Annotated in this window: 11 protein-coding genes; all 11 read left to right on the top strand. The window is 64.2% G+C overall.

The genetic code is table 11. From position 1 onward, the window contains the following. Positions 1-250 precede the first annotated feature (250 nt). The 11 genes from OU999_08845 (at position 251) to typA (ending at position 17,370) form a co-directional block, all read left to right on the top strand. Positions 251-2,359 carry a molybdopterin oxidoreductase family protein gene (locus OU999_08845; protein WAC25272.1) on the top strand — a complete coding sequence of 703 codons (2,109 nt, stop codon included), beginning with the start codon at positions 251-253 and terminating at the stop codon, positions 2,357-2,359. A 227-nt stretch (positions 2,360-2,586) separates the two neighbouring features. Continuing rightward, positions 2,587-3,456: a glycine--tRNA ligase subunit alpha gene (locus OU999_08840; GenBank protein WAC25271.1), complete on the top strand. Its 870-nt coding sequence runs from the start codon at positions 2,587-2,589 to the stop codon at positions 3,454-3,456. Positions 3,457-3,607: 151 nt separating this feature from the next. Next, on the top strand, positions 3,608-5,845 hold the full coding sequence (gene glyS / locus OU999_08835) for a glycine--tRNA ligase subunit beta (protein WAC25270.1): 2,238 nt from the start codon (positions 3,608-3,610) through the stop codon (positions 5,843-5,845). Positions 5,846-5,890: 45 nt separating this feature from the next. Continuing rightward, positions 5,891-8,554, top strand: coding sequence for a pyruvate, phosphate dikinase (gene ppdK, locus OU999_08830; protein WAC25269.1), 2,664 nt, complete (start codon positions 5,891-5,893; stop codon positions 8,552-8,554). Positions 8,555-8,767: 213 nt separating this feature from the next. Further along, positions 8,768-9,346: a DUF1214 domain-containing protein gene (locus OU999_08825; GenBank protein WAC25268.1), complete on the top strand. Its 579-nt coding sequence runs from the start codon at positions 8,768-8,770 to the stop codon at positions 9,344-9,346. Beyond that, positions 9,343-9,867, top strand: coding sequence for a DUF1254 domain-containing protein (locus tag OU999_08820; protein WAC25267.1), 525 nt, complete (start codon positions 9,343-9,345; stop codon positions 9,865-9,867). Before OU999_08825 ends, OU999_08820 begins: the two co-directional genes overlap by 4 nt. A 185-nt stretch (positions 9,868-10,052) precedes the next feature. Then, positions 10,053-11,267 (top strand): acyl-CoA dehydrogenase family protein, encoded by a 1,215-nt coding sequence (locus OU999_08815; protein WAC25266.1) that lies wholly within the window; start codon positions 10,053-10,055, stop codon positions 11,265-11,267. Positions 11,268-11,270: 3 nt separating this feature from the next. Then, positions 11,271-12,416 (top strand): acyl-CoA/acyl-ACP dehydrogenase, encoded by a 1,146-nt coding sequence (locus OU999_08810; GenBank protein WAC25265.1) that lies wholly within the window; start codon positions 11,271-11,273, stop codon positions 12,414-12,416. Positions 12,417-12,555: 139 nt separating this feature from the next. Beyond that, a complete protein-coding gene (locus OU999_08805) occupies positions 12,556-13,314 on the top strand; it encodes a crotonase/enoyl-CoA hydratase family protein (GenBank protein WAC25264.1) in 759 nt (252 codons plus the stop codon). An 86-nt stretch (positions 13,315-13,400) separates the two neighbouring features. Continuing rightward, positions 13,401-14,819 carry a hypothetical protein gene (locus tag OU999_08800; GenBank protein WAC25263.1) on the top strand — a complete coding sequence of 473 codons (1,419 nt, stop codon included), beginning with the start codon at positions 13,401-13,403 and terminating at the stop codon, positions 14,817-14,819. Between the two features lie 718 nt (positions 14,820-15,537). After that, the gene (gene typA, locus OU999_08795) at positions 15,538-17,370 is read left to right on the top strand and encodes a translational GTPase TypA (GenBank protein WAC25262.1); all 1,833 of its coding nucleotides are present in this window, start codon (positions 15,538-15,540) and stop codon (positions 17,368-17,370) included. The last annotated feature ends 9 nt before the right edge of the window (positions 17,371-17,379 follow it).

Below are 17,379 nucleotides of genomic sequence, written 5' to 3'. Positions count from 1 at the left end.
GTAAGCCCGGCGAAGGGCTGTCGTTGAGATCGGCGGTGAGGGCCTGTCCATCGCTGCGTCCTGTCATTGTTCACTGACCTAATGTCAGCTGACCCTTACTTTATGTCGTGATTCGCTGACCATGTCAAGTGACCCTGACTTAGTGGCAGTGACGCATGACATCCGCTAGGGAAAGTGGCGGTTTTCGGTGGCTGGTCAGCGGGCCGGGCGGCTGATAGCCTTAGCGCCAAAGGCAATGGGAGAGAGCATCATGGCAGGCGAATCGGCCACCACCACGCACAGCCGCACGTGCCATCTGTGCGAGGCGAATTGCGGCGTTCTGGTTGAGGTCGCGGGGCGCAAGGTCGTCTCGATCCGTGGCAATCCCGATCATGTGCTCAGCCGCGGCCATATCTGCCCCAAGGCGACCGCGCTCGCCGACCTTCAGGACGATCCTGATCGCTTACGCCGCCCGGTCAAGCGCACCGCGACCGGATGGCAGGAGATCGACTGGGACACCGCCTTTGCCGAGATCGGCGCGCGGATGGCGGGCATCATCGCGAGCGGCGGGCAACCGGCGCTCTATATGGGCAACCCCAATGCGCATAACTATGCCACCGGCACCCAGACCGGCGTGCTGCGCAAGGCGCTGGGGGTGCGCACACTCTATTCCGCCTCGACGCTCGACCAGATCCCGCATCAGCTCGTGCAGATGTGGATGTATGGGCACAATGCACTGTTCCCGATTCCCGATGTCGACCGCACGCAGTTCATGCTCATCATCGGCGGCAATCCGCTGGCGAGCAACGGCAGCGTCTGGACCGTCCCCGATGTGAAAAAGCGGCTGAAGGCGGTGCAGAAGCGCGGCGGGCAGGTGGTGGTGATCGACCCGCGCCGCACCGAGACCGCGAAAATCGCCGATGCGCACCATTTCATCCGACCCGGCACCGACACCGCGCTGCTGCTGGCGCTGCTGAAAGCGCTCGACGAGGCGGGGCTGGTCGCGCCGGGCCGATTGGCAGCGATGCTCGATGAAGGCTGGGCCGCTGCCTGGCAGATGATCCGCAGCTTCGAGGTTGCGCCATTGGCCGATCATTGCGGCGTGGCGGAGAGCGTCATCCGCGATCTGGCGGCGAAACTGGGCAGCGGCGAACCGGGGATTGTCTACGGCCGCATGGGCGTGTCGGTCACCCATGCCGGAACGCTCAACCTGTGGCTGATCCAGCTGCTCAACATCGCCACCGGCAATCTCGACCGCGAGGGCGGCGTGATGTTCTCGTCGCCCGTCGTCGATTTGGTCGCAGGTGCGGGGCCGGGCACCTATGACCGCTTCCGCTCGCGCATCGGCAACCGGCCCGAGGTGATCAGCGAATTCCCCTGCGCGTTGCTGCCCGAAGAGATCAGCACGCCCGGCGAGGGGCAGATCAAGGCGCTGGTCGTGATCTCCGGCAACCCGGCGCTGTCGGCACCGGGTGCGTGGGAAGCGGCCTTGCCCCAGCTCGACCTGATGGTGTCGATCGACATGTATGTAACGGGCACCAGCGCGCACGCACATTACATCCTGCCGCCGTGCGGGCCGCTGGAAAAGGACCATTATCCGCTGCTGCTCGGCCCCATCGCGATCCGCAACTATGCCGATTATTCCGCGCCGACGCTGCCGATGGAAGCGGGCGCCAAGGCCGATTGGGAGATCGTGGCGGAGCTTGCGCGCGCGATCCTGGGCGCGAAGGGCGAGGCGGTGCCCAATATCGTGCCGCCGCGCGCGGTGCTCGCCGCGATGCTCCAGCGTTCGGACTATGACGTCACGCTGGAAGAGCTGGAGCCCAACCCCAATGGCAGGGATTTCGGCCCGCATGTCCAGCGGCTGCCCGAACGGCTGCAGACGCCCGACAAGCGCATCGCCTGCGCGCCGCCGCTGTGCCTGGAGGCGCTCGCGCAATGGCGCGCCGATTTCGAGAAGACACCCGCAGACCAGTTGCTGCTGATCGGGCGGCGGCATGTGCGCAACAACAACAGTTGGCTGCACAACAGCCCGCGCCTCTCCAAGGGGCCGGACCGCTGCACCGCGATGATCCACCCCGATGATGCGGCGGCGCACGGCATCGCCAGTGGCGACCAGGTGCGCGTCACCAGCCGGGTCGGATCGGTGCAACTGGCCGCAGAGGTGAGCGAGGATGTGATGCCCGGCGTGATCTCGATCCCGCACGGCTTTGGCCAGGACAAGCCCGGGACAAGGCTGTCGGTGGCCGCCAAGCGCCCCGGCGTGTCGCTCAACGACCTGACCGACCCGCAGGCGATGGACCCGATTTCAGGCAACGCCGTGCTCAACGGCACGCCGGTGACGCTGGAAAAGGTGGAGCAGGCGGTGGCGGCGGAATAAGGGCCTCTTGCCGCCCATGTCGTCACCCCCGCGAAAGCGGGGGGGAGCGCTTTTTTCCGATCTCGGCGCAGAAGCGGGATTCCCGCGTGCGCGGGAATGACGAGTTAGGTTGGCAAAGCTCAACTAAGCCCCCTGACACCAACGCTGAATCACCAGTCCCTTGACCAGCGGCGTCCCATCCGCCAAAGCGCGGCGCATCATTTTTTGCATCTGCGAAGGCCGGACGTTTGAGCGAGCACAGCCTTTCCTTTCAGGACATGATCCTGACCCTGCACAATTTCTGGAGCCAGCATGGCTGCCTGATCTTGCAGCCCTATGACATGCCGATGGGCGCGGGGACCTTCCACACCGCGACCACGCTGCGTGCGCTGGGCCCCGATCCGTGGAATGCCGCGTTCGTCCAGCCGTGCCGCCGCCCGACCGACGGGCGCTATGGCGAGAACCCCAACCGGCTGCAGCATTATTACCAGTATCAGGTGATCCTGAAGCCCTCGCCGGGCGACATCCAGCAGCTCTATCTCGACAGCCTGACCGCGATCGGCGTCGATCCGCTGCTGCACGACATCCGTTTTGTCGAGGATGACTGGGAAAGCCCGACGCTGGGCGCATGGGGGCTGGGCTGGGAGGTCTGGTGCGACGGCATGGAGGTGACGCAGTTCACCTATTTTCAGCAGATGGGCGGTTTCGACTGCAAGCCCGTCGCGGGCGAGCTGACCTACGGGCTCGAGCGGCTGGCCATGTACATCCAGGGCAAGGACAGCGTCTACGACCTCGATTTCAACGGACGCGGGGTCACCTATGGCGACGTGTTCCTCGAGAACGAACGCCAAATGAGCGCGTGGAACTTCGAAGTGGCGAACACCGAGAGCCTGTTCGACGCGTTCCGCAAGGCGGTCGCCGAGTGCGAGAACTGCCTCGACAATAAGCTGCCGATCCCGGCCTATGAGCAGGCGATCCAGGCGAGCCATGTGTTCAACCTGCTCCAGGCGCGCGGCGTGATCTCGGTCGCCGAACGCCAGGCCTATATGGGCCGCGTGCGCGACCTCGCGAAGGGCAGCTGCCAGGCTTGGATGGAAAAGAACGGATGGGCAGCGTGATGATGGGACCCGCCAATTTCCGTCATGCTGAACTTGTTTCAGCACCCATCCACCGTCCGGGTGCCGATAGGGTGAAGGCGCTTGGTGCCCGATGGGCCCTGAAACGAGTTCAGGGTGACGGGGTTTGTGTTCTATCGAAGGGAGTTGGCGCATGACCGACTTCCTGCTCGAACTGCTATCCGAGGAAATCCCAGCGCGGATGCAGGGCAAGGCGCGCGCTGATCTGGAAAAGCTGTTCACCGATCAGCTCGCCGCCGCCGGCCTCAAGGCTCAGAGCCTGCAGACCTTCTCGACCCCGCGCCGCCTCGCGTTGATCGCCCGCGGGCTGCCCGAGACGACCGAAGCGGTATCGGAAGAGCTCAAGGGTCCGCCCGCCGATGCGCCCGATGCGGCGGTCGAGGGCTTTCTGCGCAAGGCGGGGCTGACCCGCGACGCGCTCGAAACCCGCGACGTCAAGGGCCGCGCGACGCTGTTTGCAGTCATCAACAAGCCTGGCCGCGCCACCGCCGATGTGCTGGCCGATGCGATCCCCGCGATCATCCGCGCCTTTCCCTGGCCCAAGTCGATGCGCTGGGGCACCGCCAGCCAGACCACTGAAAGCCTGCGCTGGGTGCGTCCGCTGCAGGGCATCATCGCGCTATTGGGCGGCTATGTTGTGCCCTGCGAGGTCGATGGGCTGGTCGCTGGCAACACCACCGTCGGCCACCGCTTCCACCACAAGGGCGCGGTGACGATCAGCGGCGTTGAGGATTACGCCAGCGCACTGCGCGCCGCGCATGTGATCGTCGATCATGACGAGCGCGCCGCGATCATCCGCGATGGCGCGATGAAGGCGGCGAGCGACGCCGGTTTTGTCCTCGTCGAGGACGAAGGACTGGTGGTCGAGAATGCCGGGCTCACCGAATGGCCGGTGCCGCTGCTCGGCCGCTACGACCCCGCGTTTCTTGAGGTTCCGCCTGAGGTCATCCAGCTAACCACCCGGATCAACCAGAAATATTTCGTCGTGCGCGATGGCGCGGGCGCACTGGCACCCGCGTTCGTCTGCACCGCGAACATTGCGGCGCACGATGGCGGCCAGGCGATCGTCGCGGGCAACGAGAAGGTGCTGGCAGCGCGATTGAGCGATGCGCGCTTCTTCTGGGAACTCGACCAGAAGAAGACGCTCGAGCAGCATTCCGAGAAGCTCAAGAACATCGTCTTCCACGAAAAACTGGGCACCGTCGCCGACAAGGTCGAGCGCGTCGCCAAACTCGCGCGCTGGCTGTGCGAAGAGGGTATCGTCAAAGGCGATCCGGCGCTCGCCGAGCAGGCCGCGCGGCTGTGCAAGGCCGATCTGGTCACCGAGATGGTCGGCGAATTCCCCGAACTTCAGGGGCTTATGGGCGGTTATTACGCGGCGAAGGAAGGCTTGGACCCCCAAGTCGCCGCCGCGATCCGCGACCATTACAAGCCGGTCGGGCAGGGCGATGACGTACCGACCGCGCCGGTGACGGTGGCGGTGAGTCTGGCGGATAAGCTGGATACTTTGGTTGGGTTCTATGCTAACCGGTTGCGCCCAACTGGATCAAAAGATCCATTTGCACTTCGCCGAGCAGCCATTGCGGTACTTACGACTATTCATACAAGCGGTCTAAGGGCTAGCCTCACTCGACTTTTCTCATTGGCTTTCGATGTTTACTATGAGCAATGGAAATCTCAATTCTGGATTTATAATCTGAAGTTTGACGGCTCCAAACTTATTGTCGACGATAGTAAATCTGATCCACGACACGTGGATACATTTTTCGTAGTTCGCCAAGATAGTGCAGATAATCGCCCTGAAATGACCGCGGAGCTGCTCGGGAGCCAGGCGGGAAGGGTATTGTATAGCGGAATCGAAGTAGAGGAGGAGCTCCTCGACTTCTTCGCCGACCGCCTCAAGGTCCAGCAGCGCGAAGCCGGTGTCCGGCACGATCTGATCGACGCAGTGTTCGCGCTCGGCGGCGAGGACGATCTGGTCCTCCTCCTTGCGCGCGTTCATGCGCTGCAGGCCTTTGTCGAGACGGGCGAGGGGGGCAATCTGCTCGCGGGGTACAAGCGCGCGGCGAATATTCTGAAGAAGGAAGAGTTCACCCCCGTTCCTCCGGGCGAGGGACTGGAACCCGCCGAGGCCGCGCTGATCGCTGCGCTTGATGACGCCGAGCCGCGCGCGATTGCCGCGATCGAGGCCGAGGATTTCGAAGGCGCGATGGCCGCGCTCGCTGCGTTGCGCGCGCCGATCGATGCATTCTTTGAAAGCGTGACCGTCAACGATGCCGATCCGGCCAAGCGGGCAGCGCGGCTGGCGCTGCTGGCCCGGTTCCGCAGCGCGGTTCACCGCGTCGCCGATTTTTCGAAGATCGAGGGATAGCCTCGACACCCTTCACCAACATTTCACACAGACAGGCTGAAGCTGATGACCAAATATGTGTACCGGTTCGGTGGCGGCGCCAATGATGGCGGCGCGGGCAACAAGAACCTGCTCGGCGGCAAGGGCGCGAACCTTGATGGCATGGCCTCGATCGGCCTGCCGGTGCCTCCCGGCTTCACCATCAGCACCGAAATGTGCACCCGCTATTATCAGGATGGCGAGGTGTTTCCGGACAGCCTGAAGGCCGAAGTGGCCGAGGGCCTGGCGCATATCGAAAGCGTCACCGGCAAGACATTCGGCGATGCGGCCGATCCGCTGCTGGTATCGGTCCGCTCGGGCGCGCGCGTATCGATGCCCGGCATGATGGACACGGTGCTCAACCTCGGCCTCAATGACGCGACCGTCGAGGGGCTCGCCAAGGTGTCGGGCGACGAGCGTTTCGCCTGGGACAGCTATCGCCGCTTCGTCCAGATGTATTCGGACGTCGTGCTCGGCCTCGACCATGATGCGTTCGAGGAAGCGCTCGAGATCATGAAGGAAGACAATGGCTTCTTCAGCGATACCGAGATGGAAGCCAAGCACTGGAAGGCGCTGGTCGGCGAATATATGGGCCTGGTCGAGGCCGAATGGGGCAAGCCTTTCCCGCAGGATGTGAACGACCAGCTGTGGGGCGCGGTTTCCGCCGTGTTCGGCTCGTGGCAGTCGGAGCGCGCCAAGGTCTATCGCCGCCTCAACGACATTCCCGGCGAATGGGGCACTGCGGTCAACGTCCAGGCGATGGTGTTCGGCAATATGGGCGATACCTCGGCGACGGGCGTGGCGTTCACGCGCAACCCTTCGACCGGTGAAAACCTGTATTATGGCGAGTTCCTGATCAACGCACAGGGCGAGGACGTGGTGGCGGGCATCCGCACGCCGCAGTACCTCACCAAACAGGCGCGCGAGGAAGCCAATGCCAAGCCGCTGAGCATGGAAGAGGCCATGCCCGAAACCTATGGCGAGCTGGCGCGGGTGTTCGACATCCTCGAAAAGCATTATCGCGACATGCAGGACATCGAGTTCACCGTGGAGCGCGGCAAGCTGTGGATGCTGCAGACCCGCTCGGGCAAGCGCACCGCCAAGGCGGCTTTGCGCATCGCGGTGGACATGGCCAATGAAGGCCTGATCACCGAGGAAGAGGCCATTGCGCGCGTCGACCCGATGGCGCTCGACCAGCTGCTCCACCCCTCACTCGACCCGTCGGCGACCCGCGACGTGCTGACCAAGGGTCTGCCCGCATCGCCGGGCGCGGCGAGCGGCATCATCGTGTTCGATGCCGATACCGCCGAGCGTCGCAACGAAATGGGCGATGCGGTGATCCTGGTGCGGATCGAGACCAGCCCCGAGGACATTCACGGCATGCATGCCGCCAAGGGCATCCTGACGGCGCGCGGCGGCATGACCAGCCACGCTGCCGTGGTGGCGCGCGGCATGGGCCGTCCCTGTGTCTCGGGCGCGGGCAGCCTGTCGATCGACAACAAGGAGCGCGTGCTGCGCATCGGATCGCGCGAGCTGCGCGAGGGCGATGTCATCACCATCGACGGCACCTCGGGCGAGGTGATGCTGGGCGAAGTGCCCACTGTACAGCCCGAACTGGTCGGCGATTTCGGCGTGCTGATGGGCTGGGCTGACAAGGTCCGCCGCCTCAAGGTGCGGACCAATGCCGAAACGCCCGACGATTGCCGCGTCGCGCGCGATTTCGGCGCGGAAGGCATCGGGCTGTGCCGCACCGAGCACATGTTCTTCGAGGCGAGCCGCATCACCGCCGTGCGCCAGATGATCCTGGCCGAGGACGAGGCTGGCCGCCGTCTGGCGCTGGAAAAGCTGCTGCCCGAACAGCGCGGCGACTTCCACAGCATCTTCGAGGTGATGGCGGGCCTGCCGGTCACCATCCGCCTGCTTGATCCGCCGCTGCACGAGTTCCTGCCGCACAGCGAGAACGAGTTTGCCGAGGTCGCCGAGGCCGCCGGTGTCGGCATCGAGGTCTTGAAGCGTCGCGCCAACGAGCTGCACGAATTCAACCCGATGCTGGGCCATCGCGGCTGCCGCCTGGGCGTAACCTATCCCGAAATCTACGAGATGCAGGCGCGCGCAATCTTCGAGGCGGCATGCGATGTCGCCACAAAGAGCGGTGCAGCCCCGATCCCCGAAGTCATGATCCCGCTGGTCGCCACCCGGCGCGAGCTGGAGCTGATGAAGAAGGTCGTCGATACCGCCGCCGAGATGGTGTTCGCCGAAAAGGGCCGCCGGATCGAATATCTGGTCGGCACGATGATCGAGCTGCCGCGCGCCGCGCTGATGGCCGACGAGATCGCGCAAGTGGGCGAGTTCTTCAGCTTCGGTACCAATGACCTCACGCAGACGACCCTGGGCGTCAGCCGCGACGATGCCGGACGGTTCCTCACGCAATATGTCGACAAGGGCATTTTCGCGCGCGATCCGTTCGTCAGCCTGGATATCGAAGGTGTCGGCCAGCTGATCGAGATCGCGGTCGCCAAGGGCCGCAAGACCCGGCCCGACATCAAGCTGGGCATTTGCGGCGAGCATGGCGGCGATCCGGCGAGCATCGCGTTCTGTGAGACCGCAGGCCTCGATTATGTCAGCGCCTCGCCCTATCGCGTGCCGATCGCACGGCTGGCAGCAGCCCAGGCAGCGCTCAAGAAGGGCTGAGGCTGAATTCTCCCCTCCCCGCTGGGGAGGGGTGCCCGAAGGGCGGGGTGGGGCTGCGGCAGCCGCTGTGCGCCCATCCCACCCCGGCCCGGGCAAGCCGGGCCTGCCCCTCCCCGCGGGGAGGGGAAAGGGAGCTGGTGCCACCCCGCAATCGCGCTTGCCATCGGCCAGGATCTTCCGGCATAGCCTGTGTCAAAACAGGGAGGGGATCGCATGCGGACCGCGTTTCGCTATGGCATCATGCTTGTCGCCGGACTGGCGGTCGGCACCGGGGCGGCAGCGTTGCAGCTGCGCCAGAGCTTTGCCGCGATGGGGATCGAGAACGGCCCCTGGCACACCGGCGAGAAGGTGGGCACTGCCGATGCCAGCGTCTCGACGCGCGCATCGGTCGCGCTGCGCGGTCTTCTGGCGCTGCCCGAGCGCGAGGCGATCTATTTCAATGCCACCACCGACAGCCAGGGCCGCCAGCTCGAGGGCAGATGCAGCTATCGCGTCACCGGCGGCGCTATCGATGCGCGCTGGTGGAGCCTGACGTTGTACGACAGCAAGGGCTATCTGATCTCCAATCCCGAAAGCGTCTATTCGGTCGGCAGCGCTGCAATCGGACCACAAGAGGTGGGCAACTGGACCGTCGACATCTCCTCCAGGCGCACCGGCCCGCACTGGATCGCGATGCCCGATGATCAGCCGTTCGAGCTGACTTTGCGCGCCTATCATCCCTCGCGCGATCTGCTGGCGCGGCGCGGGAGCGTCAGCCTGCCGCGCATCGAACGTGGGGAGTGCCGCGCATGAGCCGCTGGGCAGGACCTTTGCTGCTGGCCGTTCTGGCTGCGCTGGCCGGCTGGTACGGTACGCTGGCCGCTGCGCCGACCGTCATCATGGACCGCGCATGGGCGCGGCTGGCCGATCAGGTCGGCACGAACACGATGGCGCATACGCCGCTGGTGACCGCCGAGCGGCAGACCATCGTGCGGCCAAGCCCGGACCTTGCCTATTCGGTCTGCACCTTCGATCTTGGCCAGGGTCCGCTCGAGGTCATGGCCAACCCGGTGCCCGATCATTACTGGTCGCTGACGGTGTTCGACAGCGTGACCGATGTCGCCTTTGTCGAAAGCGATCGCGATACGCGCGGCAAGTCTATCCGCATCGTGCTGGCGACGGCCGATCAGGCGGTGCCCGAAGGCGCGCGCAAGATCATGCTGCCCGATGCCAAGGGCGTCGCGCTGATCCGCGTGCTGCTCAAGAACCGGGGGGAGATCGGTGCGGTGGATGCATATCGCAAGAAGTCGTTCTGCCGCCCGTTGAAAGGCTGACCCGGCACTCGCGCGTGCGTGGAATTGACGGCAGGTAACGAGCCACTGACATAGATGTCAGGAAAATCGCAGCACGCCCTAGACAAGCGCCCCGGACCCCTGCATATCTCTGTTTAACCAAACGATTAAACGGCTGCGCGCGACTCTGCCGACGCGGGCCGGATCGGGCGCGAGAGGAGAGAGACATGGCAACCCGTCCCACCGCTGCCGAGCTGGCGGATTATGAGGCCCAGGCCGATGCCTGGTTCCGCGAGAATACCCCCAAGGATCCCGGTTTCATGCTGCCGCTGACCTTCATGGAGGTGAGCACCGACCAGCAGTTCGAATTCCTCTGCAACTGGCAGCGCAAGGTCTATGAGGCCGGCTATCTCGGCGCGAGCTGGCCGACCCAATATGGCGGCGGCGGGCAGCACCCCGATTTCCAGCGCGTCGCCACCAAGGTGATGAAGAAATATGACGGCCCGATCATGCTCAACGCGATCGGCATCGGCTGGGCCGGGCCGCTGATCCTCGATATCGGCAGCGAGGAAGAGAAGAAGAAATATATCAAGGGGATGCTGAGCGCAGAGGATATCTGGTGCCAGGGCTTTTCCGAGCCCGAAAACGGCTCCGACCTTGGCAATGCGCAGCTGAAGGCCGTGCGTGACGGCGACGAATATGTGCTCAACGGCTCCAAGATCTGGACCTCGCTGGGTGACCGCGCGAAATACATGATCCTGCTCGCGCGCACCTCGAACGAGGGGCCGAACAAGTATGCGGGCCTCAGCTTCTTCCTTGCGCCGATGCACGCGCCGGGCATCGAGACGCGGCGGATCAAGAAGCTCACCGGCGAATATGGCTTCGTCCAGTGCTTCTTCACCGATGCGCGCATCTCCGCCGAATGCCTGATGGGCAACGAGGGCGACGGCTGGCAGATCGCGATGAAGACGCTGGAATATGAGCGCGGCGCCAAGGTCAATCTCGCCGGTGGCTATTTCCTGAAAGAACTCGACGCGATGGGCGTGGTCGAACTGGCGCGCGAATCGCAGCGCGGCGGCAAGCCGCTGCTCGACGATCCGGTGATGAAGGACCGGATGGTCGACTTCATGATGGATATCCAGGCCTTGAACCTCAACAACCAGCGCCGCCGCATGGGGCCGCTGGTGCAGGATCGCCCGATGGGCCTCGCGCTGATGAACAAGCTGGCGCGAACCGAGATGATCCGCGAGCTGACCGAATTCTCGCTGGCCTTCCAGGGCACGCGCGGCGGCTATTATGTCGATGATCCGTGCGCGGTGGACAACGGCTATTGGCACCGCAGCTATCTGAACAGCTTCTCCGCCACGATCGGTGGCGGCACGTCCGAAATCCAGCGCAACATCGTCGCCGAGCATGTGCTTGGCCTGCCTAAAGGACGTTAACCCATGGCATTCAGTGAAGGAAATCTCGCCGATCATCTGGGCGGCCTGGGCTATAGCGAAGAGCAGATCGAGCTGATGGACGTGGCCACCAGCTTCTGCCGCGACAAGTCGCCGATCGACAAGGTGCGCAAGCTGATGGCAGACGAGCGCGGCTATGACGCGCAAGTCTGGCAGGAAATCGCCGAACTCGGCTGGCTGGGTATCGCGATCCCCGAAGCGCATGGCGGCGTCGGCCTGTCGATGGCCGAGGTTGCTCCCATCGCCGAGCAGATGGGGCGGCGGCTGCTGACCACGCCCTTTGCCAGCTGCACGGTCGCGGCGCAGGCGCTGCTGGCGGCGGCGGACGAGGCGCAGTGCGCGCAATGGCTGCCGCGCATCGTCGCAGGCGAGATTGCGACCTTGGCCTTGTCCGAACCGCATGGCGACTGGACGCTTGCCCATGTCGAGGCGACCGGCAAAGCGAGCGGCGACGGCTATGCGCTGTCCGGCACCAAGCAGTTCGTTGCCTATGCCAGGGACGCCGCGCTGGTCATTGCGACGGTCAATGTCGATGGCCAGGTCCGGCTGGCGCTGATCGAGCGTTCGGCGATCTCCGATGCCGCGCTGCGCCGCGAGATCATCATCGATGAAACCCGGCGCACCTATGAGCTGACGCTCGACGGGATCACCATCCCGGCCTCGGCGCTGCTCGATGCTGGACGTTCGACCACCGCGCTCGGCCAGATCGAGCTGGCGAGCGCGCTGCTCCAGGCAGCCGAAATGTGCGGCGGTACCCAAAGCGCGATCGACTACACGATCGAGTATCTGAAGACCCGCAAGCAGTTCGGCAAGCTGATCGGCGAATATCAGGCGCTCAAGCACCCGATCACCAACGCTTATGTCGCCTATGAAAAGGCGCGCTCGCACATGCTCAGCGCCGCGCACAATTTCGGCCAGCAGGGCGTGGGCGAGATCGCGGTGCGCATGGCCAAGGCGAGCGCCGACAAGGCGTACAGCTTTGCCGCCGACCGCGCGGTGCAGTTCCATGGCGGCTTCGGCTTCACGCACGATTGCGACGCCGGGCTCTACCGCCGCAGCGCGATCTGGCACGCCAGCCAATTCGGCGATGCTGCCTGGCACCGGGCGAAGCTGGCCGACCTGCTGTTCTAGGACCGCGCGTCGGGAGACAAAAAACTTCGCGCCTTCGCGTCTTCGCGTGAAGTTCAATGGCGTTGGGTCTCGCGAAGGCGCGAAGCCGCGAAGAAGAACGAGATATTCCGGCTTCGCCGGTGAGAATTGGGAGATTTGCATGACCGAAGTTACCACCCAGACGCAGGACGGCGTCCTCGTCATGACCATCAACCGGCCCGAGGCCAAGAATGCGGTCAATCGCGCGGTCGCCGAAGCCATGGCGGCGGCGATGGAAGAGCTTGATGCCAATGACGATCTGCGCGTCGGCATCGTCACCGGCGCGGGCGGCACCTTCTGTTCGGGCATGGACCTGAAGGCCTTTCTCACCGGCGAGCTGCCGATGGTGAAGGGCAAGGGTTTCGCCGGTTTCGTCGAATCGCCGCCCAAGAAGCCGCTGATCGCCGCGGTCGATGGCTATGCGCTCGCGGGCGGCATGGAGGTTGCGATCACCTGCGACCTGCTTGTCGCCAATGCCAAGGCGCAGTTCGGCATCCCCGAAACCAAGCGCGGCCTGGCTGCAGCCGCAGGTGGCCTGATGCGCCTGCCGCGCCAGGTGCCGCCGCGCATCGCGATGGAGCTGGCGCTGACCGGCGATTTTATCTCTGCCCAGCGGGGCTATGAGATCGGCTTCGTCAATCGCGTGGTCGAAACGCCTGCGATCGACGGTGCGCTCGAACTGGCCGCCAAGATCAGCGCCAACGGCCCGCTTGCGGTGCGCGTCTCCAAGCAGGTGATCGTCGAATCGCGCGGCTGGAGCGACGGGGAAATGTGGGCGAAGCAGCAGGAAATCGTCGGCCCGGTGATGACCTCGCAGGACGCGCGCGAGGGCGCTGCGGCGTTCGCGCAGAAGCGCGCCCCCAACTGGACCGGCAAGTAAGTGCCAGCCGCCGAAACGCGTTGATTTCGGCGGAGAAAAGCTGACAATGGGCTGGCAGGGTCGCACCTGACTGGAGAATCGTCCCCGTGATCCTGCTGCCCGCCCTTTTGATTGCGGCGTTAAGCCCGGCTGCCCCATGCCCGGACCGCACCACCAACGCTGCGGCGCTCTGCGCCAATCGCGAGATCGCGGCGCGCTGGGCGGATGTCGAGGCGGCGTTCAAGGCCTGGGACAAGGTCGATCCGCGCAAGGCCGTGATGGCCGAGCGGCACGACGAGGCGCTGGCCGATCTGCGCCGAGGCTTCGAGTATAACGAGGAAGACAGCCCGCAAGAGGGCAATGCCGACCAGATCGTCGAGAGCCTTGGCTATGTGAAGAGCGAGATCGATGGGCTGACGAAAATTGCCGCATCGATCCGCACCCCCGCCGGGTTCGGGCCCGATTTTGCCAGGACGTGCCTTGCCACTGCCGTGGAAATGTGTGTGGTCGAAGCCGCTGGCGTATTGAATGCAGGCGAAGAGGGCAGGGTGCGCACGGTCGCCTGGCAGAAGCTGAGCGGACTGGAGCCCGGGGGCGGCATCCCGCTGCGCATGGCCATCGCCTGGGAGCTGACCGGCGATGCGCCAAAGCTGATCGGATTTACCAGCACGGAGGGCGAGGCCGCTACGCCCGTGCTGGTCGATGACGGCGAGAAGCTGGTGCTCCAACTGCCCGCGCGCACCGCCGGAACGGGCGAGGGCAATGCCGATACGCTCTATCTGCTGCGCGCCGATGGCTGGGCCAATATCGGCATGAACGGCTGGAAGTACGAACTGCGCACCCGGCTGCCCAAGGGCCTGGGGCTGTGGAAGGGCGTGGAATACAGCCTGTACGGCATCAGCAGCTCCTTCTCGCTCTGGCGCGACAGCGACGCCAATTGCTGCCCAACGGCGGGGGATGCCTTTGCAACGTTCAAGATCGTGAACGACCGGCTCGCCATCGATACGCTGGAGATCAATCCTGCAGCTGCCGTGCAGGTCAAGCCGTTGTCCTGCCCGATCCTGAAAGCCACCTATCGCTCCCCCTGGCCGACGCGCTTCACGCTGCACTTCGAAAAGCCCGTACTGCCGCCCAGCGCACAGTCGGACATGGTCGCGGTGCTCGAACAGACCGATGAGGACGACAAGCTGATCTTCCGCAAGTATTTCAGCTTTGCAGGCTCCAACGGCTTGGGCTCGACCACCTTGATCCCGGTCGATGGGATGGGCGACAAGGAGAATCCGCCGCAGATGCTGCCCGAGCAAGAGGGCGAGGAGCCGCTCTATTTCCACGCCTTCATCGGCGAGCCCAATGGCCTGAAATATGTCGCCGAACCGCCGATGCTCGATACTCCGGCGCCGCTGGGCGTGTTCATGCCCGATCTGGCGCGCTCGCTCTGGTACGACGGCATTCCCGCCCCCAAAGGCGGCCCGCCGATGCGTGTGGACATGCCGCGCGATATGTGGATGGGGGACTGTGCGGAGTAGGGCAAGGGCAGCTATCGAATGACTCTTATAGCGCTACGAGCGGGTGGAAATATGTGCCAAGCAGCCTAGCCAACTGAGATGTGCGGCCAAAAGTGCGCTACCAGAATGATGACGAGGAAGGCAAACAAGGGAGCCATCAAGACCCACCACAGCCAATTAGGCACGACGTGGATGATCCAATCATAAATGAAGTCGAACATACCAAATAACCCTTGAATAAAAATATAGCGCAAGAGTCCATGTCCGCAAGTGGGTAATTTCAGACCGATAGGTTTTCTCCAGAACGACTGAAAATCCGCCCCGCCTCCGCTCAGCCTGAGCTTGTCGAAGGCCCCGCTATTCGGCCAGCGTGGGCGCGGGTCCTTCGACTTCGCGGGCTCAAGCCCGCGGCTCAGAGCCTGCCCTGAATTTGTTTCAGGGATGAGCGGAGGTGGGTTAGGTGATGGACGATGATATTGCCCTCTCCCCTTCAGGGGGGAGGGTTGGGAGGGGGGGATGCGCCAACGCTGGCCCCTCTCAACTTCGGCTAGCCAGCAAGCTGGCGAGCCTGCGTATCTCTCCCCTGAAGGGAAGAGAGCAAGGACACGCATTGTTCCACGCACCACCCCCCGCCGCAATCTGTTGCGCCGCAGCAAGGCTTGAGCTATGGGCGCGCCAGCAACAGGCGTGCCGGTGGACGGCGTGTCCGCGACCATCCCCCTGATACAGGCTCTATTTCATGTCCCTTCGCAATATCGCCATCATCGCGCACGTCGATCATGGCAAGACCACCCTTGTCGACCAGCTGTTCCGCCAGTCCGGTACCTTCCGCGACAACCAGCGCGTCGAAGAGCGGGCGATGGACTCGAACGATCTCGAAAAAGAGCGCGGCATCACCATCCTGGCCAAGTGCACCTCGATCGAGTGGGACAATGCCGGCGAGAAGACGCGGATCAACATCGTTGATACCCCGGGCCACGCCGACTTTGGCGGCGAGGTGGAACGCATCCTCTCGATGGTCGATGGCGTGATCCTGCTGGTCGACGCCGCCGAAGGCGCGATGCCGCAGACCAAGTTCGTCACCGGCAAGGCGCTCGCTTTGGGCCTCAAGCCCATCGTCGTCGTCAACAAGATCGACCGTCCCGATGGCCGCCCGCAGGAAGTGCTGGACGAGGTGTTCGACCTGTTCGTGTCGCTAGAAGCCAATGACGAGCAGCTCGATTTCCCCGTGCTCTTTGCCTCTGGCCGCAACGGCTATTGCGGTGACAGCCCGGAAGTGCGCGAGGGCACGCTGCAGCCGCTGTTCGAAAAGATCGTCAGCCATGTGCCCGCGCCCAGCGCCGATGCCGATGGCCCGTTCAAGTTCCTGGTGACGCTGCTCGATCGTGACAACTTCCTTGGCCGCATCCTTACCGGCCTGGTTGCCAGCGGCACGGTGAAGACCAACCAGCAGATCCACGCGCTCGATCCCGAAGGCAATGTCGTCGAAGCGGGCCGCGCGTCGAAGATCATGGCGTTCCGCGGGCTGGAGCGCGTTCCGGTCGACCAGGCCAATGCAGGCGACATCATCTCGATCGCCGGCCTCACCACCGCGACCGTCGCCAACACCATCTGCGACACCAGCGTTTCCGAGCCGCTGCACGCGCAGCCGATCGATCCGCCGACGCTGTCGATGCGCTTTGCGGTGAACGACAGCCCGTTTGCCGGCCGCGAGGGCACCAAGGTGACCAGCCGCATGATCCGCGATCGCCTGATGCGCGAAGCCGAATCGAACGTTGCGATCAAGATCACCGAATCGGCCGACAAGGACAGCTTTGAAGTTGCCGGGCGCGGCGAATTGCAGCTGGGCGTGCTGATCGAGACGATGCGCCGTGAAGGCTTTGAGCTGGGCATCTCGCGTCCGCGCGTGCTGTTCGGCGAAGACGAAAGCGGCAACCGCACCGAGCCTTATGAAACCGTCGTCATCGATGTGGATGACGAGCATTCGGGCACGGTCGTCGAGAAGATGGCGCAGCGCAAGGCCGAGATGACCGACATGCGTCCCTCGGGCGGCGGCAAGACCCGCATCACCTTCAGCGCCCCGTCGCGCGGCCTGATCGGCTATCACGGCGAGTTCCTGTCCGACACGCGCGGCACCGGCATCATGAACCGGCTGTTCGAGAAATACGGTCCCTACAAGGGCCAGATCACCGGGCGTCAGCTCGGCGTGCTGATCTCCAACGGCACCGGCGACACCGTGGGCTATGCGCTCAACGCGCTGGAAGATCGCGGCGTGCTGTTCCTCGGATCGGGCGTGCCCGTCTATGAAGGCATGATCATCGGCGAGAATGCCAAGCCCGATGACCTTGAAGTCAACCCGATGAAGTCGAAGCAGCTGACGAACTTCCGTTCGACCGGCAAGGACGACGCGATCCGCCTGACCCCGCCGCGCCTGATGAGCCTGGAACAGGCGATCGCCTATATCGACGACGACGAAATGGTCGAAGTGACGCCCAAGAACATCCGCCTGCGCAAGCGCTTCCTCGATCCGAACGAGCGCAAGAAGCAGAGCCGGAAGAAGGAAGCGGCATAAGCGCCTGCC

Origin of the sequence: Blastomonas sp. SL216, assembly GCA_026625625.1 — a bacterium.
In the GTDB taxonomy this organism is placed as follows: Bacteria; Pseudomonadota; Alphaproteobacteria; order Sphingomonadales; family Sphingomonadaceae; genus Blastomonas.
Note: the sequence above shows the minus strand (reverse complement) of the source record. Positions and strands in the feature narration are given on the sequence as shown.